Origin of the sequence: Wolbachia endosymbiont of Onchocerca gibsoni, assembly GCF_029169405.1 — a bacterium.
In the GTDB taxonomy this organism is placed as follows: domain Bacteria; phylum Pseudomonadota; class Alphaproteobacteria; order Rickettsiales; family Anaplasmataceae; genus Wolbachia.
This window is the reverse complement of sequence record NZ_JABUMP010000001.1, coordinates 962,889-982,644: the sequence shown is the minus strand read 5'-3', so window position 1 is coordinate 982,644 and position 19,756 is coordinate 962,889. Positions and strand designations below refer to the sequence as shown.

Annotated in this window: 11 protein-coding genes and 1 tRNA gene; 9 read left to right on the top strand and 3 right to left on the bottom strand. The window is 30.7% G+C overall.

What is annotated here, in order from left to right; translation table 11 throughout:
* Positions 1-2,503: 2,503 nt before the first annotated feature.
* Positions 2,504-3,478 carry a 16S rRNA (cytosine(1402)-N(4))-methyltransferase RsmH gene (gene rsmH, locus HSX44_RS03820; RefSeq protein ID WP_275602376.1) on the bottom strand — a complete coding sequence of 325 codons (975 nt, stop codon included), beginning with the start codon at positions 3,476-3,478 and terminating at the stop codon, positions 2,504-2,506.
* 1,993 nt (positions 3,479-5,471) lie between these two features.
* Here rsmH and gpmI point away from each other — a divergent pair.
* Positions 5,472-6,977: a 2,3-bisphosphoglycerate-independent phosphoglycerate mutase gene (gene gpmI / locus HSX44_RS03815; protein ID WP_275602375.1), complete on the top strand. Its 1,506-nt coding sequence runs from the start codon at positions 5,472-5,474 to the stop codon at positions 6,975-6,977.
* 27 nt (positions 6,978-7,004) lie between these two features.
* Here the strand turns inward: gpmI and fabD are convergent, their stop codons facing one another.
* Complete coding sequence (gene fabD, locus HSX44_RS03810) at positions 7,005-7,994, bottom strand: ACP S-malonyltransferase (RefSeq protein WP_275602374.1); 990 nt, start codon at positions 7,992-7,994, stop codon at positions 7,005-7,007.
* A 128-nt stretch (positions 7,995-8,122) separates the two neighbouring features.
* On the opposite strand from fabD, the gene rpmE reads away from it, so the two are divergent.
* The 8 genes from rpmE to HSX44_RS03770 all read left to right on the top strand — a co-directional run bounded on the left by rpmE (position 8,123) and on the right by HSX44_RS03770 (position 17,911).
* The gene (gene rpmE, locus HSX44_RS03805; protein ID WP_275602373.1) at positions 8,123-8,335 is read left to right on the top strand and encodes a 50S ribosomal protein L31; all 213 of its coding nucleotides are present in this window, start codon (positions 8,123-8,125) and stop codon (positions 8,333-8,335) included.
* Positions 8,336-8,366: 31 nt separating this feature from the next.
* A complete protein-coding gene (locus HSX44_RS03800) occupies positions 8,367-9,161 on the top strand; it encodes an NAD kinase (protein WP_275602372.1) in 795 nt (264 codons plus the stop codon).
* A gap of 594 nt (positions 9,162-9,755) precedes the next feature.
* Entirely contained in the window at positions 9,756-9,926 is a 171-nt protein-coding gene (locus HSX44_RS03795; protein WP_275602371.1) for a hypothetical protein, read from the top strand.
* A 718-nt stretch (positions 9,927-10,644) separates the two neighbouring features.
* The gene (locus HSX44_RS03790) at positions 10,645-11,676 is read left to right on the top strand and encodes an extracellular solute-binding protein (RefSeq protein WP_275602370.1); all 1,032 of its coding nucleotides are present in this window, start codon (positions 10,645-10,647) and stop codon (positions 11,674-11,676) included.
* 833 nt (positions 11,677-12,509) lie between these two features.
* Positions 12,510-13,406 carry an aspartate carbamoyltransferase catalytic subunit gene (locus tag HSX44_RS03785; protein WP_275602369.1) on the top strand — a complete coding sequence of 299 codons (897 nt, stop codon included), beginning with the start codon at positions 12,510-12,512 and terminating at the stop codon, positions 13,404-13,406.
* A 2,802-nt stretch (positions 13,407-16,208) separates the two neighbouring features.
* Positions 16,209-16,281, top strand: a tRNA-Val gene (locus HSX44_RS03780).
* A gap of 24 nt (positions 16,282-16,305) precedes the next feature.
* A complete protein-coding gene (locus tag HSX44_RS03775; RefSeq protein ID WP_275602437.1) occupies positions 16,306-17,202 on the top strand; it encodes a cation diffusion facilitator family transporter in 897 nt (298 codons plus the stop codon).
* 565 nt (positions 17,203-17,767) lie between these two features.
* Entirely contained in the window at positions 17,768-17,911 is a 144-nt protein-coding gene (locus tag HSX44_RS03770) for a hypothetical protein (protein WP_275602368.1), read from the top strand.
* 1,025 nt (positions 17,912-18,936) lie between these two features.
* Here HSX44_RS03770 and HSX44_RS03765 read toward each other — a convergent pair.
* Positions 18,937-19,746 (bottom strand): P44/Msp2 family outer membrane protein, encoded by an 810-nt coding sequence (locus HSX44_RS03765; RefSeq protein WP_275602367.1) that lies wholly within the window; start codon positions 19,744-19,746, stop codon positions 18,937-18,939.
* Positions 19,747-19,756: the final 10 nt, after the last annotated feature.

Here is a 19,756-nt window from a genome sequence, read left to right as displayed (position 1 = left end):
TTTGACTAAAAATATTTTAGCATATGGAAAATTTAAGGCATTGATAGTAATCGGCAGAATTCTGAAGTGGTTAGAAGGGGATATTTTAAATATAGTTCTGAGGAAAGATATCGAAAACCTTTATTTTACAAGAGATAGGCTTTTAGTTGAGAAATTTAATCAAATATTCTTGGGTTTATTCATGTAAAAACTCTTTTTATAAGCAGGTGCTCAGAAATCTTTTACCTTGGGCTGAAGAACAGGAAAAATTTGTGCTGCTTTAGATATTGCAAAATATGGATACATTTTTAAGTATCTACATAAGCTCGAGTTTGCTGGTTTTGTTGCAAAGGATTACACTTAGAGTATAAAGACTGGTGCTGATTCATGATTGAAGAGATATAGACTTAAAGATAATTATTTAAAACTTTATCTAAAATATATTTAAAAAAATCTAGGGAAAATTAACCTTGTACCTATTTTATTAGATTATTTACCTCCTATTGAAGGTATATACAGCCACCAGACTTTAGTTTGAGAGCCTCTTGGCGGCTTAGCAATAGAAAGAGCACATATTATAATATATTGGGAATTGATGGAAAGTAAGAAAAAATTTATTTTGTTGGAGAAAGACAGGTACCGAAGTGTCAAATTTTAAAAAATAAAACTGACTGTTTAGTAATGTAAGAGGTGCAAGAGAAGATAGATGAATTAAAGTGCTCAAAAGGTATTTTCAATGTCGCCTAGTTCTTGTTTGCATTAATGGCATAAATGATTATGTTATAGATAGCGGTTGTTTCCTGATACAATTGATTTTAGAGAACCATTAAATTTGAAATAATTTTAACTCTGCTTTTTTAATTTTGAGTTGTCTAGTGTTGTAATAAAATATAGGCATCAGCTACTTTTATGGTATTTTCTTGAATTTTATAGCAATATTTATCAAGCTCCGGCTTGGAGTGGTACTATTCTTTAATGAAGAGTACTCGTACAACCGTGTGTGATGCTTTAGTATGATACATTTTTCTCACTGGTTTACTTAAACTTAATCTAAGTGGAGTATTGTTGATACTAAAGTGGTTTAATTCAGATGGTATGGCGCATAGGAAAACATNAATCAATTAGTCGAAAGTGGATTTAATATTAGTTCAAAAGGTATAAATTAAGTCGCTTTTTTTCATAAATTTTTATAAAAGAAGGTGATATGTATGGTTAGAGTGAAGTCATTGCTAGAGCATATGAAGATGATTTTAATGTCAATTGTAGGTAGTGAAAATAAGAGTTGATTGTATTATGCTGTTATGTATGAGTGCAAGAAAACACTAAATCTCTTGTTGATTAATTAGTAATTAATTTCAAAAATAGAAACGGGTTTGTTCTACCATGCCTTGCTACGTTGCAAGACGATAAGGAATTAATAAATTTCCTAATCTCAAAAGACGCAGAAATTAGTGAAAGAGATGTTAAAGAAAAGGTTACAAAAATGTAAGGAGCAAAAGATGCAGAAAATAATATCTTAACCTTTTCTAGCAGGATATGATAATAAAGTGCAAATAATGAGACTTATTGTAAAAANAACAGCAAGCAAAAACTAACTTAAAAAGATTTATCTGTGCAGAAAATAACTGTGCTTTTGGTTCATTAGATATACTATTGATCTTAATAATAGAAAAATGGTAGTATTTTTTGTTTTAAAGGAAATAGAAGCAAACGATCAAGATTTTGATGGTATATGCCCAGTTACATAAAGCTAATTATAATAATGACACTAAAGTAGTTAAGCTCTTATTTAAACTTAAAAGTGAATGTTAATGCTGTAACTAAATGTAACTGGACTCCTTTACTACTAGCTTTTAAAAAAAAGTTCATATAAAAATTGTAAGAATATTATTGGAAGTTGGATTCAATATGAATATCTATGAGCAACAGAGGCATACACTTCTACGTCTTGCCGTTTAAAAGGATTATTTTGATACAGCTCAGCTGTTAATAGAAATAAGAAGCAGACCTTAACGTAAAATACAAAAATGTCCACTCTGTAATAGATCTGTTTGTTAACAGAACGAAGAGCTACACAGTAAATACAAAGTTTCTTGCATTTAGCTTTAAACTTAACACTTCTGGAGTTGCTTTTTATTTTTAGGACTATAATCAAATGCAGAAAAAAGATAAAAGATATAGAAAAACTAAAACTATGCTAGAAGACTTATCTTATATTTAACTATAGCTTTATTGTAGAATCTTCAATCGCTTTTTTAAAGTTGTGCTCTAACACACTACGATTTAAAAAAAAATTAAAATTTTTAACTAATTAGTATCAAAGAATTGCTTTTTAAATGTCTCTTAATGGATATTACTTAAATAATTATATTTTACTTATAAGACTTTTATATTGCTTTGCATTAAGTTAATTTCATATTTTATTTCTGTTAGATCCTTGTTTAATAATTAGACGTGTAGTTTTACTTTAAATAGTTTTATAACATTGAAAAAGTATCACTATTGAGGATGATATAGAAAGTTTTCATAATAACCTCTGTATGGCTCTTAGTTTTGCTGAACGCGCACGTGGATTTGCACTTATTTCTTCTGCGCTTGCCTTGATTACTTTTTTATTCAGAAGAGAAAACGTTCTACAGTTGGTAAATTTTGGCTCACATAAGCCTTTAAAAAAGGTCTTGACTATACGATCTTCCAAGGAATGAAAAGTAATGACAATCAGCTTGCCATTCTTATTTAAGATTTTGGATGCAGCTTTAATACCCTTTTCAAGCTCTCTAAGCTCATCGTTTACCCATATTCTGATTGCTTGAAATGTCCTAGTTGCAGGATCAATCTTGCTTTTTCCGCGAGATACCACAGAACGTACAATGTCTGCAAGCTCAAATGTAGTGTTGATAGTTTTTTTCTTACGTATGTTCACTATTGCTCTTGCAATTTTGCGAGAATAACGTTCACCTCCATAGCTGTATATAGTGTTTGCAATTTCTTCTTCGCGTAAGACATTAACAAATATTGAAGCATTAATGTGAGAAGAGATATCCATGCGCATATCAAGTGGACTGTTATGTAAAAATGAAAATCCTCTATTTTCTTCATTAAGCTGCATAGACGATACCCCTATATCGAACACAACTCCATCTACGGTATTACTTTGTATCATCTCGGTGCTTGACCGTACATTTTTTTTCTGAATTCCAGCTGAAACAACGACGGAAGGTTCTGTAAAGTGTTTGAGATTACTACTATTTAGTATAGTTTGAATATTGCTAAACTTTTCAATGAATAATTTTATTTTACCATAGTACTTGGTATTCAAACTATTGTAAAATTTAATAACCGTTTCATCTCTATCAATTGCATACACTTTGCAATCAGCTGACTCCAATATTGCTTTACTATATCCTCCAGCTCCAAATGTAGCATCTACATATACACCACCATTTTGTGGTGAAAGTTGCGATAGCATTTCTTTTAGTAAAACCGGTATGTGTGTCATAGCACTTTATTGAAAGCTTTTGTGTAGGAAAGTGAAGATAACTTTCTCACTTAAGTAGTGTGAAATGTATGGTATCAAAATACTTGATATAGTCAACTATATAAAAATGCTAGAATTTAGCTAGATACTATTATTAGTATAGTATTTATATTTATAAAATAAATTATTATTATATTAAATAAATTGTGAAAAGCTGATGCAGCAAATAATGAAAATAATATTTTTAAGTTTAGCCTATAATACTTTATTGTGATATGATCACGTACTTTTTTGGTCACCTGATGAGCATAATTGATAATATGTTTTTTATTTAGATGATCAATTAGTTATCGATTGAAAGCCTTTGGAGTATTTCCAGTGAATTTTATTTAATAGGAGCTTCTTCTATATTTGGCTATTAAGAATAGAAAAAAAGTTGCTTTACTGCTTTCAATTATATTAATTATTTTTATACTAAGATATTAAAATTTCGGAATGCTTATGTTAATGTTAGCGGCATGTTTAAGTTATTACTAAGGTATATTTCTTGAGGGAGGAGCAAGAGGCGCCACGTTTTTAATAGAGCATGTTCATAAAATAAAAAGAGGTTATTTGGTAACATTGAGGTACTAAGCGCAATTCTTGGTTTAATATTAAGTCTTATAACGGTACTTGTATACAAGAAAATATCTAATTTTGAATATTTGAGGAGAGTGGTGTTTACCTTGTGTTTTCAGCTTAGCAGTTTAATTAGCTTATGTACGAATATATATTTGATTAAAGTTCGAAAGTGTCAAAACTTAATTGTCATTAAAATAGTTGTTGACAGCTGTAAGAAACCTTTTTTATCCTTAATAAGGCTCGATATAGTTGGAAATTTATCCTAGTATTTTTAATGTGCTTATATCAACGGTAGTATACTTATTTTAGTCACATAGTGAGAATATTGAGTTAAAATTGCGCTCTGGAGTTGACTATATTATTTATAATATTTTCTGGTAAGATAGGAAGAGAAGAAATCATGAAGTTTGCATTTATGGCTTTTACAGTAGTGGTTATCCAGTTTTCTCAATAGTCTAAAATTTAATTTGTTAACCATAATAATACATATTCTTTATTATAATTTTAGTAGCTATGTTGCTTACTTCTGTCAGTGTACTTATGTATGAATTATTTCTAATAAAAGGACAGGTATAATCCCTAATTCTGTTTATCAAGAAATATGGCTGCGCTGGACTTTTGTAGTTTTTCAACTATTCATATGGATAANAATTATCAAGGTTACAGAACAAGAGACTTCACGAGCTTTTACATAATTTTCTGTGTATTAATTGGGGGTGATTGCTATATCGTAAATTAAGGAGTTGCAACTAATCTTTAGCTTAAATGTTGAGAAATCTGTACTGTGCAAGAAAAGGTAGAAAAGGTTTCAATTAATATCTATTCAAAAACATTAGTGTTTTTTTATGTTTTAAACGTTTAACAACCGTAATTCAGTTGTTTTTTAATTCGATTAGTTATAGAGGTTTAAAAATTTACTAAGTAGAAGAAAGAGTAAAAGAGGTTTCATGGCAGCTAGTTATTCACTATCTCTATCTAACACCATATAAACTGATGCTCTTATTATCTTGAATGCTTTGTAAGCGCTTCTAGCTTACATGAGTAAAAACAACCTGGATATGTTGTAAAAANATGAGGTACATGTAACGCGAAAAATTAGACATAAGAAGCAAACTGCCGTGGTACTTTCGTTGCTTAATTTGTATAGACTGAAGGTAATAAAACAATCTAGGGTTAAGGTAAGGGGATAGTAAAAGTTTGTCAAGTAATTTTTCGAGTTTTTCGTTTCTGAAGGTTTGCGTATGCTTGGGTATTCTACTAGAAATTTGTTATACGGTCTTATATGAGAAATTTGATATCATAAATGTAGAGGTTGTTAGGAGAATTTGTTTTTAGTATTATTAGAGAACGTTATATTTATNNAGGATTCACGTTATTAATGTGATAATTTTGTATGAACTTTAAATCAGTCGTTTTATGTATATTGGATGGCTGGGGGAATGGAATAGAGAATAGCAAACACAATGCTATTAGCAATGCTGATCCACCCTGTTGGCAACATATTAGCTCTAATTATCCGAAATGCAGTTTATCTGCCTGTGGCATTGATGTTGGGTTACCAGATGGCCAAATAGGTAACTCAGAAGTTGGCCATATAAACATTGGCGGTGGCAGAATGGAGATACAAAGCCTACAGCGTATTAATCAAGAAATTGGGACAATAGAAAGCAATGTAAATCTGCAAAACTTTATTAATAGCCTAAAAGATAAGAATGGTGTGTGTCATATAATGGGATTGGTGTCAGATGGTGGTGTCCATTCACATCAAAAACACATTGCAGCTTTAGCCAGTAAAATATCGCAGTATAGTATCAAAGTGATGATACATGCATTTCTAGATGGCAGAGATACGCTGCCAAATTCAGGAAAAAAATGCATTCAAGAATTTGAAGAAAGTGTAAAAGGCTATGATATAGAAATTGCTACTATCTCTGGGCGTTATTATGCTATGGACCGTGACAATAGGTGGGAAAGGACAGTTGAAGCTTATGAAGCTATCGCATTTACAAAGGCACCGCGTCATAATGATGTGATATCGTTGATTGATAATAACTACCGAAGCAGCATAGCTGATGAGTTTATTAAACCTACAGTGATAGGTGGTTATCAAGGTATAAAGCTAGAGGATGGAGTGTTAATGGCTAACTTTCGTGCTGATCGAATGATACAGTTAGCAAGTATTTTACTTGGTAAAACGGGTTACAGCAAAGTAGCAAAATTCTCTCCTATTTTAAGTATGATGGAATATAAAGAAGATTTTCAGATTCCTTGTCTTTTTCCTGCTACATCTTTTACTGATACTTTAGGACAAATAATAGAAGATAATAAATTGCGGCAATTGCGTATTGCCGAAACTGAGAAGTATGCTCATGTAACTTTCTTCTTCAATTGTAGGAAAGAAAAACCTTTTCCTGGTGAAGAAAGAATTCTCATCCCTTCACCAAAAGTTAGAACTTATGATTTGCAGCCTGAAATGTCAGCTTTTCAGCTTACAGAAAAACTTGTAGAAAAAATTCATTCTCAAGAATTTGCACTAATAGTTGCAAATTATGCTAATCCTGATATGATAGGACATACAGGCAATATGAAGGCAGCTGAGAAAGCTGTCCTAGCAGTAGACAATTGCCTCGCAAGAGTACTCAATGCTGTTAAAAAAGTAGGTAATACTGTGCTTATTATTACAGCAGATCACGGTAATGTTGAGTGTATATTTGATGAAAAGAACAATACACCTCATACAGCACACACTCTAAATAGAGTTCCATTTATTGTATGCTCTGATTCTCGCAGCAACCTAATGCTGAAAGATGGTCGATTATCTGATGTCGCTCCTACTGTTTTACAGCTACTTGGGATAAAAAAAACAGATAAAATGACAGGAAATTCGTTGATTGTATAATTTTTATATCATTCTCTGTTATTTTAACTAAGATGAGGTTTGACTTAAACTAACTTCTAAATTTTCATCTGTTAATAATGACCTATCGAAAAAATTGTTAATATCATCAATACTATTTATATTTTTTGTGTTGATAGATTGATCAATCCTTTTCACTAAATTAGATAAAACCTTATTGGGTCCAATTTCAATGAATTTGTTGATGCCTTGGCTTGACATGTATAAAATCATCTCTTTCCATCTCACTTTACTTATTATTTGTTTAGCAAGTAAAACTTTTATATCTTTGGGATTACTCTCTTCTTTGGCTGTAACATTTGATACAAAGGGAATTAAAGGCCGAGTTATTTTGACGTTCTTTAAGAATTTTAAAAATTTTTCATTAGCAGGTTTCATAAGAGATGAATGAAAAGGCCCACTAACTTGTAACTTAATTAATTTTTTTACACTTGTATTTTTAAATAAATCAGGTAATATTTCAAGAGCTTCTGTAGTGCCACTCACTACTACTTGTCTACCACCATTATCATTAGCAATTTCACAGATTCCGTCAATTTGGGCTGATTTTAATATATCTTCTATTTCATTTATTTCTGCACCTAATAATGCGACCATTCCTCCTTGGCATTTCAATGAAGCATTGTGCATTGCTTTGCTACGGACTTTAAGCAACTTGATTGCAGACTCGAGAGTTAATGCACCTGCAGCACACAATGCTGTATACTCGCCGACTGAATGTCCACAAATATATTTAGCATCGTGACTAGAGAAGAGGGACTTACCAAGAACGTATTCCATAGTACGTAATGTTGCAATTGACACTGCCATTATAGCTGGTTGAGCATTTTCTGTAATGGTTAATTCTTCAATAGGGCCGTTAAAAATTAAATTGGATAACTTTTTGTTTAGTATATTATCTACTTCATTAAATACCTGTCTTGCAACGGGAAATCGACTATATAAGCTCTTTCCCATTCCTATAAATTGAGAGCCCTGACCGGGGAAGGCAAAAATCATAGTAATTATTATTTATTCTTCATCAAGAAGACTATATTGTTTGGTTTTTGTCAATATTATTAAAATAATAATTGACTTAGTGAATTTAATTCACTAGAATATTAACAAACTGAAAGCTTGTAAGCACAATGATGGAAATTGATTATCATAAAGTTACTATAGTTACAACAGACGGTCAAGAATTTGAAACTCGTTCCACTTATGGTAAGGAAGGTGATAAGATAAGACTCGATAGAGATCCTCTAACCCACCCTGCATGGACTAGAAGTTTAGCAAGCGGATCGGCAAGCAAAACTAGCAAAATAGCTAAGTTTAACGATAAATATGGAGATATTTTTTAATTTTCTCCTGTTTTGGAGGATTGACTGAAGCATGCATAGATACAAAAATATAGGCTATATTGCTTCTCTATCACCAAAATCACAAAAAGTATCTAAACTATTACAGAAGCTTGATTTTGTTAATATAACAGAAAAAAGTAAGTTTGAAGTTGATTTACTGATAGTTGTTGGTGGTGATGGTTTTATGCTACGTACCTTACATAATTACGTTATAGAAAATAAGAGTGTGCATGTGTACGGGACAAATACTGGCAATGTCGGGTTTTTAATGAATAAGTGTTTTGGTTACATTGAAGATTTAATTGGTCATATAGAGTACGCAACTTCAGCTCAATTAACTTTGCTAAAAATGGAAGCCATAGATATAAGCGGTAATAGTTACCGTTGTATAGCAGTGAATGAAGTATATGTCTTTAGAAAAGCAAACCAAATGGTAGAAATGAATATTACTATAAATGGTAAGCTAAAAATAGAAAAATTTAGAGGTGATGGAATAATATTGTCTACTCCAACAGGTAGCACTGCATATAATTTCTCTGCCGGCGGACCAATTTTACCACTAAACTCAAATTTACTTGCATTAACTTCTATCAATAGTTACTATCCAAGACATTGGAACGGGGCATTAATTTCAAATGATGCAATAGTACAAGTTGACGTTAACGATGTAGAAAATCGTCCGGTACTTGTAGTGTCAGATTATAAGGAGTTTCATAATGTATCACAAATAAAAATGCAGAAAGACCATGAAAACACGATCACTCTACTTTTTGACGAGGATTATTCATTAGATGAAAGGATCTTTAATAAGCAGTTCTTATACTAAATTTTTTATATTTAAGTTTAAATTAGTATCTATTATATTTTAATAGATATAATATAGTTAATACAGCAGTGTAATTAATTTCGGAGAGTAGTATGCAAAAAGGACCAATAATGATATCAACTTCTTACAAGCAAGTAGGCAAAGATGCAAGATAACACAATGAACTAAATCAGCATCTAACGAGAGTTTTCCAAAAAGGTGATGGAAGTGAAATCTACAATTTGTAAATCCGTTTGATGAATCAAGCTCTGAGGATGAAGGGCAAAAAATATCAAGATATCTGATAGGTAAGTATGTTATATCTTGGAAAAGTGTGCTTCTGAAGGAGAATATATAGCTCACCTTAAAATGGCAATAAAGCATCAGAAGATTGCTTAATAACAAGTTCGGTAATCCAAAACTTCCAACTCTTTTTGCATTGAAAGACAACTTTGATATTGGAAGTAGTAAAGCAGACTAAACAACTCTTTTAATCAACTCAAGCAAGAAAACAAACAAAATCTGTTCAAGAGTGAAATATTCTATTCAGCAGAAGGGATTTATAATTTCTAGACAAGAGTTACTATATTTGGTATACCTACAGCTTTAGTGTATATGAAAGATAAAGCAAAATTTATTGTGTTTTTTATGAATAGCCAAAAATATATTACTATATCAGTTATTGTGTTTGCTTTATTGCTTACAATTATTTCAATATTTTGTGTAATAAAACAATTTAGAAACACGAATGTCAGTCATAAGGAAAAAGTGCGGATGAGATTTTAGCTAGAGTATTAAAATATTAGTCGGAAGGTAAAGATATGAAATCTGTGAGACTGGAATATAGCAATGGTACTCATTCAAATTTTGCACTTAGAAAGCTAAAAGTGGTTTCATTAACATTGATGAAAAAATGATTACAGAACTAACAAAGCAGGATTAGTAGTCAATGATGAACTACTATTTATTGTATTGTAACTAATGTAGTTGCTGTAAATATAGTGCTTTTTTTAGGAGCTGCTTGTAATAAATGGTGTTAATAATGTATAAAAATTTTGTCAGGATTATTCGAATTGTAGTGTGTAGTTATCATTACTTTATAAGCTTGGGTGTACTTGCATTATTAATTATGTGCCTTGGCGTACATTGCTATAACAAAGCAAATTGTACTAACTTTATATGTTCTCAGGAAAAGATTGATCTTAAAAAGGATAGTGAGAAATTCATTAAGAAAGTCAAGCAAGAAAAGAACAAAAGTTCTTGGAGAGATTTACAGTAGAGACGCTAAATGTAGCAGCAGCTTAATACTTAAGTAATTTGTAGTTCAGTCTCACAATTATCCGGATACTATTTATAGTATTGGTGGATAAGATAAATTCTCTGTATAATATTGATGCCCTAAAATTAAGGAATATCAATATTGTTGTTGCTGAATAAATTTTACGCTTGCTAAGGTTTTGCTCTTTAGGTACCTTTAGTTGTAGGAAATGATCGTGCATTCAATATGAAAAAAGCTTTAGTATTGACATCCTTAGTGGCAGTTATGTTAATAGTTGTTACTTTTTTATATAAAAATGGTGGAAATGACGACTCACAAGTAGTAAACGTTTATTCATCACGTAAAGAGGAATTGGTACGTACTTTATTTGATGAGTTCACAAAGAACACAGGTATTAAGGTGCGTTATGTTATAGCTGATTATTCTCAGCTGCTTTCGCGCATGGAGAATGGTGGTGAAGCTGATTTACTTTTAACTGCAGATGCGGTAAATTTGATTTTAACAAAAAAAGGAGGGCTTTTATCTCAAGTAGATTCAGAAATTTTAAAAAGTGCTATACCCGCAAAATTTAGAGATAGTGAAAATTATTGGTTTGGTCTTACAAAAAGAACTAGAATATTAGTTTATAACAAAGCATTAGTAGATCCTAGAGAATTAAGTACTTATGAAGATTTAGCGAATGAAAAATGGAAAGGGAAAATATTAGTACGCTCTTCCACAAGTCCATATAATAGGTCATTGATTGCTTTTATGATTGCAAACGATGGTTTTGAGAGAACAAAAAAATGGGTTAATGGAATTGTGAGTAATATGGCAAGAAAACCAAGTGGTGGTGATACTGATCAGATTTATGCTGTAGCTGCTGGTGAAGGAGATGTTGCAATAGTAAATAGCTATTACTTTGCAAGAATCTTTTCATCTAAAGATACGCATGAAAAGAATATCGCAGATAAATTAGGGGTTTTTTTTCCTAATCAAGATAATAATGGTGTGATGGTAAATATTAGTGGTGCAGCAGTAACAAAAAATGCAAAAAACAGGGAAAATGCTATAGCTTTACTGGAATTTTTGATAAGCAAGCAAGCTCAAGAACTATACGCTAAAAAAAATCAAGAGTATCCTATTGTTGAAGATGTTGAAANTTCTGATATATTGCAATCTTGGGGAACTTATTTACAAAGTAACCTACCTCTCAGTAAACTTGAGGAACATCTGCTTGAAGCTGTCATGATAGCTGACGAGTGTAAATGGAAGTAATACTTAGCGTTTGGTAACCCTCTGGAGTGAGAATCTGCATTATTAATTTCTCTTTGAATATTTTGTTTCTTGTCCATTGAGTTTTCTTGTACAAGTCTTTCGGTTACAGGGAAAATTTTTGTTTTTCTCTGGGTTTAACATTTGACCGGTGTTTTCTTCTACAGCTTCTTTAGTTTGGAATTCCTCTTTCGCTAGTTGGCTTTTCTATTTTCACTTCTTTCTTAAAGGTTTTTATCTTATCTATTACCTATTTTCCTACATCTAGTGTTTTATGCCGCTGACAAGTATAATGAGGCAAATCAGAGTCATATCACTAATTGGTTACCTAAGTTAGGAGCTAATTGCAATAACGCCAATTTTCTTTGCAAGAAAGCTAGCTTAAGGTAAGAGCTTTTCTAAACATTTGGTTTTATTTTTTGTTTTCTTGTTATTAAATATGTCAGGTTTATTATTAAAGGTAGAGTTTTTGATTCTATTATTCTTTTTATAATTATTATATCCTAAAACTTTAGTAGCTGTACAATAGCAGTAATACTTGGGGCTAGCAAAGCAGCAACTATGAACGCTGTTCTTTATGGTAGTAATCTAGAGTTTTGTCCTTTAATCTCGGCTTTACCACCTTTTTCTTCAGCTTCAGTAACAATTCTTAATCTTATTTTATTATTAATATGTTAACTCTAATAAAATTAGAGTACTGATTATCAGTTAATACTAGTTTTTATTTTAGTACAATGACTGTGAATTAAGCTGTAGTTTTTGTGAAGAGGCTTGTTGAAAATAAGTAATGAGAAAGTAAAATAGGTTTGATTAAAATTGTGTCTTAAGAAGAAACTATGGTCAATAAAAAGAATTTGCTGAGTGTACGGGATCTTACAATCAGTGATGTAGAAAATATATTTAAGTTAGCCGATCAATACCTGAAAAATAAAGCTGCAGGTTGCCATATTTTACAAAATAAAATAGTAATAAATTTATTCTTTGAAGACTCAACACGTACACTTGCATCCTTTGAAATAGCAGCAAAAAGCCTTGGGGCAAATGTTGTGACCTTACCAATAAAGTCTTCTTCTATTAATAAGGGAGAAGATTTAAAGGATATGGTGAAAACATTAAATGCAATGAATCCTGATTATGTAATAATCAGACAGAAAAATAGTGGTATTATTAATGTGCTAGCTCAGTACATTAACTGTTCACTAATTAATGCTGGTAATGGGAGTGGTGAACACCCAACTCAGGCTCTTGCTGATTGTTTTGTTATTAGCAGTCATAAAAATCAGATAAGAGGCCTTAAAATTATAATATGTGGAGATATTTTGCATAGTAGAGTTGCAAGATCGAATATAAGATTGCTAAAAATGTTTGGGGCGAAAATATGCTTGATTGCACCGCCAACTTTAATTTGTAGATATTTCCCTGAGGTAGATTCAATCTATTATTCATTGATTGAAGGTATAAAAGATGCTGATGTGATTATGCTTTTAAGGTTGCAGAAGGAACGTATGGGTAATGGTTGTTTTATTTCTTCAGAGAGAGAGTATTTTTATTTATATGGCCTTGATTCACAGAAATTATTGTATGCAAAACCAGATGCGATTATTATGCATCCAGGACCGATAAATAGAGGGGTTGAAATTAGTAGTGATATAGTAGATTATGTTATTTTGCAGCAGGTAGAGTTTGGATTAGCAATACGTAAGGCAGTGTTACATCATTATAGTTCTTGCTAATAGCAAAGAAATGTTTGTTTCTATGGAACTTATGCTTGGTTTAATCTAATNAATGTATAAAGGGTTGCTGCTTCAATGCAGCAACCCTTTATACATTTATTAGATTAAACTATACTCATGATAAATCAAGCTACTTATACAATCAAACATTTTTACTAAGTCATTCTTCAGATAAAGGTTACATTCCCCAAATATTAGTTCGATAACGCAATATTATTCTCTTCTAAATTAAAATAACTTAACTAATAACAATTCATGATTTAGATTATCTATTTTACTAATACTACTTACTATTTTGCTATTATCATTAGTATATAGCATAAGCTATAGTTGTTATTACTCATCATTATCTTAATAAACGCTTTATCTTCAAATGACACTATAAACTTTTTACATTCATCATTATAGATTATAAATTTACTGTTTTCAGAACAATACTTGTCCTCCGACAAAGTACCAATCTATAATTTGTTACATACAGCAAGCTTATACCAAAACTTTAACACAAACTGCTTCTCACTTCTTTAGCTCATCATACAAGGCTTTTGTATCATTATAAAATCTATTACAACACTTACCTTATACTTTCCTTCTAAGACTTAATCAGCATTTTTTTCTCTCTTCAAGATTGTGTCTTTTAACACTACTTATTTTTGCTCTTCATTTTGTTTTAATATTACTGGTTTTTAAGTGATTCTAAACCATGAACTAAATCAGTAAATAAACTTTAGCTCTATCTTCAACTTACCATTTTAAAATATAAAACTGCACTTTGTCCTCTTCATTAACTACTTCTATTGCTCAAGTTAAGCATAGTTTAGTCTGACAGACTTATCTTCAGCGTTTAAGTTGGTTTTGGCTATGTTAGAATTACCTTTTCCTTTTTAGTTTTTCTCTACTTTACTTTGATAAACCTTTTGTATCATTTTCTCAAAATAAAAATGACCATTCAGAGTTTTCTTATCTTTCGCTACCGCACAAAGCAAACTATCAATGAAATTTAAATAAACTTTTTCGATATATACAAAACTGCTACACTTATTGTAGTGATTAATAGTTTTTTAATTATCTCCTCTAGAGTAAGACTTTTGTACTTATTTATCACTAGCTAATTTTGCAAAATCAGTAAGTTCTTTCCCTTCTGTTAGTTGTGCAGCATACTCTGCTAAACAGCTTCCATTAATATTTTACCGAGACCTAAGTTAGAAGTCAAGCAGGATGTCAACAGATGGATAAATTGATACTTAATAACATAATTATAATATAATGGTTAACTCCTCCATCATGGAATAAAATCGCTATTATTTCTGCCGTTTTCAGCGTAGGAATATATGCTACTAATATAATTCGTTATTAGAAGATTGTGTGATACCACCACCTAATATATGAACATCATACTAGCACTTGAATACTTTTAGTAGCTTTCCTTATCTCAAACAGGGATAATATGAAGTTAGCAACGTTCTTATGTACTAAAAATGGATTGTTATCTTTCTTCTTTATTCTAAAGATTTCATTGAAAGTTTTTATAGTATCCTCTAATACCTTGAGAAGATCTTTGTTATTGATAATGCCATCATTATTTTGATCAGTAGGACCTTCAAAACTTTTGTTCTAGAGTAAATCAATGTTCAGATTAAACTCAGTGTCAATATTGCTCTCAGTAACTTTTAGATTTATTCTACCCTGAAATGTTAACCATATTTTTTGTTCATGATACTTGCTGAATTTAGTTTTTTTCTGAGCTTTTCTCATTTTTCCAAATTCACTTTCTGTTGAAAATATTATATCATATTAGTTATATGTTCTCTTAATTTTGTCAATATTCATGCTGTATAGACAAGTTTTTCGGAGATCTTTTCGTATAATACATTATATTCTACATCTACATCTACATCTAGATACTCTTTTATTTGCCCGGATCACTAAATCACTTTTTCATTCTTCTTGAGAAGCTTCTTAAAGAATTCCTTAATTTCTTTTCTATTAATATTACTCAGACTTTTTCTTGCCTGTTTTTTAGTTTGACCTCTCTCAAGCCTTTGAAAAGCATGCAATATAATAAGTTTCTTATATATGAATCTATAATATGCGTCAGAGTCTACTATGTAGTCTTGATAACTTTGGTAGTTGACTGAGAGCGCCTTCATATATGAAGCTGTAATATTAATTTTATCAGACGTATATTTATAATTATAGTTCCTTACTAAGTTTATTCATAATTCACATAACATTTTGTATTGTCCTTTGGTCAAAAGGAAGTAACTACATTTGTTGTAGGTAAAGGAATACCTCTCTCTTTGTGAAAGTTATTTACTTTCTTAGTAGTAAAAGTTTTTTATCATCTCTTTAGAGATGTATTTATATAATAATTCAAACTGCTTTGTTAAAAAATCAATGTAAGCTTATTTACGCAGATTGGTTTGTAAAAAGCATGGTCATTTATGATCTTTACATTTTTAGAAGCTGATAGTTGTTTGCTTTAACTTTACTTATTATCTATAATTTGTTTTTTATGACTCTAGTTCAACTATTTTACTTTGATATGTATTAAACATTTTATTATCCGTTTCATATTTAATTTTCAAATATATATTTAGATCTTAGTGTAATCTTCCTAAAAAAAGAATGAATCTCTATTTTGGAAAAAAAAAAGATATAAATAATTAATTTACTCTGTAAAATTATAGAGTATAGTTAAAGTCCTATACGGCTAGATTTCTGAATCATGTTAAGTAGAGCACAATAATTTAAAAGCAAATTGACTTTCATTTTGCTGAAGCACTATACTGAAGCAACAATGGGTAACTAGCTCAGTTGGTAGAGCATTTGCTTGACGTGCAAAAGGTCACTGGTTCGAGTCCAGTGTTACCTACTTTTATCCATGGGAAGGTTTTATATGACAGCGGTGCACAACGGTAAACATTCAGCAGCAGAATCCAGGCGTTTAATTCATTCCATAATAATAGTAGCAATAACCATGTTTATAGAGATAGTAGGTGGAATAATTTCACATTCGCTTGCTCTATTATCAGATGCAGGGCATATGTTTATTGATTTCTTTGCCTTAATTTTAAGTTGGATAGCACACAAATTTTCAGCTAAAAAATCTGATCTGCAAAGATCATACGGATATCACAGGTTACAGATAATTGCAGCATTCATCAATGGTTTAACTTTATTCTTTATTTCAGTAATTATTATTATTGAATCAATAAAGAGATTTATTTTCCCAGTCAACATTGAATGGAGAATAATGTTAATTATTGCTACACTTGGGTTGATTGCTAATGTTATAGTCTTTTTTATATTACATAGTAAATGTGAAAGCAATATAAATATAAAAAGTGCCGTATTGCACGTTATAGGAGATATTTTAGGCTCTGTAGGTGCTATATTTGCATCTATAATCATTATGCTAACTAAATGGCAAGTAGTAGATCCTATTTTATCGATATTTGTTAGCATAGTAATCTTAAATAGTGGCTATAAGATTCTCAAAAATTCTTGTCATATCCTTCTTGAAGGTACCCCTGAAGGGGTATCTGCTGAAGGGATAAAGAGCGGGATTGTGTCTAAGCTACCTGAAGTTGTTGATGTGCATCACATACATACATGGTCACTGTCTGATAATTATTTTATAATTACTATGCATGCTAAGGTAAGGCAAGATGCACATCATACTGATATTTTGTATGGAATAAAAAAAATACTATTAAGTGAGTTCGAAATTGCACATTCTACAGTTGAGATCGAGTATGATGAATGTGCGGATGACAAGATATTAAAGATGTAGTTTGATATGCTGCTGATATCACCTGTAAAGCTCAAAGCAAAAAAGGTTTATGTAACTTCTCAAGAAAGGTTTTTCAAGTACTGAAAACAGAATCAATAGTTGAGTTAATATTAGATCAAAGGCTTAGCAAAGCTTTTCTTATGATTCTGTCAAATGGAAACAAAGTTAAATCATTTTTAATATTTTTATAGAAATCCATTAGAGTGGCTTTTGTATGCTTTTTTCTAGTGGTTATTTCTTGGTATTTAGTGCTTCTTTTTATCGTTTCTTGTACATGCTCAGGGACGTAATTAAGAGAAGACCTTACCAAGATAAACTACAAAGAAAGATTATTATGATATGCAAGTAAGCATGGCCACTTAATGAGGCTAAGCAAAGACAAAATGCCTATTTTGGAGAATGTTAAACTAGCAGTACTAGAAGTTGTGCCTTTGCCAATAAAATTTCCTGATCTTACAGCTAGTAGTCAGCTTATTTAGATCAACGTTAGTAAAAAANCCCTGGTAAGGGTTTGCTGATTGAGATAGGAAATTTTCTGACATTTAACTTGAATGTAGGTCTGAAAATGTCAGGTAATATTGTTTTAAAACTAGAAGATAAAAATATAAATGAAGTAAATGTAGTTGACAGCAATAAACTGAGCTGTCAAAGAATAATAGTTCAGTTAAAATTGAGCAGACTCACTATATGCACAGAATTATTGTGCTAACTTTGTTAATATTCAACACTTTGCTCGAAGTAGCTTTATTGTTGATAGCAGCATTACTAATAGTGATGGGAGAGCAACGTTGATGAGGATTACAATAGTGTTATTGAAATCTCTCAATATAGCAGTGATTTGTAGAATTCATTGGAAAATGATTTGAATACAATAATAAATGTCAATGGCGTAGATGATGGAAAATTACTTTGTTCAATAGAGAAGAAACCGGTAGTATTATTTTGAATGTTAGAAAAGTAGACATAAAATTGTTGAAGAGTACCTTAATAAGGTTAAGAAGTTAGTATTTTTAGGTAGTGATAGAAGTAAAAATAGTTGAATTTATACTAAACGATAAATACCTTTCTGGTATTCACTTAAGTGATTTGCTTAATAGAACCAAACCTGTAATGGATCAGGATAAACTCTATTATTAATTTAGTAAAGAGTTTAGNNNNGNNATAAACTTGATCTCCAAGTATATTTCTCATATTCTAGAATATATGTTACAAATAATCAATAAGCAATGATTTCTTTCACTGAAAATCGTGTTTATTTTATTTCTGATGTATAAAAAGATACTATAAATTTAATTATGCCTTAGTTATTGAAATAAACAGTGTTCCAATAGATGTTGTGTTAATAGTTCAAGCATCAATGTTGATGCTAGTGAAATATTTATGGATATATTCCAACTTTATTAAGAGTTAATAGTTACACCAAAAATTCAAGTATAAAGTATATAATACAGCAGAGTAAATAAAATTAAAAGTGATGTTAATTATTGAAATCGGGAGAATGAACTCTATATTAAAGGTTAAAAGCGGTGAGGTTATAGTAATTAAGTCAACTCATAGAGTATAGAGAAGATAAGCAGAGCTTTAATGATTTTAAGGATATATTTATCAAAAATCAAAAAGAGTAGCGGATAACATGAAGGTGACAGAAGCTGTCATCTTTCTAAAAGAAACAATTGTGTCACTGTTTGGTTTATTGGGTAAAAAAGGTAAATATGTGTATATGTTAAATTATTATTAAAAATTGAATATCAGGCCGACCTCAATACTATGGGTTGATATGTCATCTGCAATAGGCATTGGGATGCTGAAGTAACGATAGCCAAGGAAGGACTTAATTTCTGGGACTATTGAATAATCAACACCAAGTTTTACTTGATAAGCAAACCAAGGAACATTCAGTGGCATTGAATTTTGTGACAATCCATTAATCTTTCTTAGCTTAAAAACTGCTGGTCCTATACCAAGACCAATGTATGGAGCGATTTGTGTATCTTGAATACTGGGGTTATAATAAACATTTAACAGAAATGCAAATATACCAGCCGATCTATAAAATATTGGAGGAGAATTACCATTTTTAATATCAAACTTAGAGTATGTAGCTTCAAAATCAACTCGGCCGTTTTTTCCAGCATAGTAACCTAAAGATAGGCTGTGTAACCACTGAAAATCAATTTCACCATTAAATTTTTTTACACTTTCAATTTCATCTGCAACTATATTTTTTATTATAGCATCATAACGGCTTTCAACTAATGTGGAGACTCTCTCTCCAATTGCTTTTATGCCGTTCACAAATGGCTTTGAATTATCAGAATATATCTTGCCGCTATTAGCGCTGACATAAAAATTAAGTTTTCTGTCTTTAATTAATGTAGGCTCTTTTTCATTATATTTTCTCGATTCATGGCATATAGATTTTTCTATAAGAATTAAATTTTCTATGAATTGTTCATTATTTGAACAACTTTTATTAGCCTGAGCAGAAAAAAGGCCAGTACATAAGATTAGCAATACATCAAGAACAACAGATTTTCTAATCATGAATAAGCTT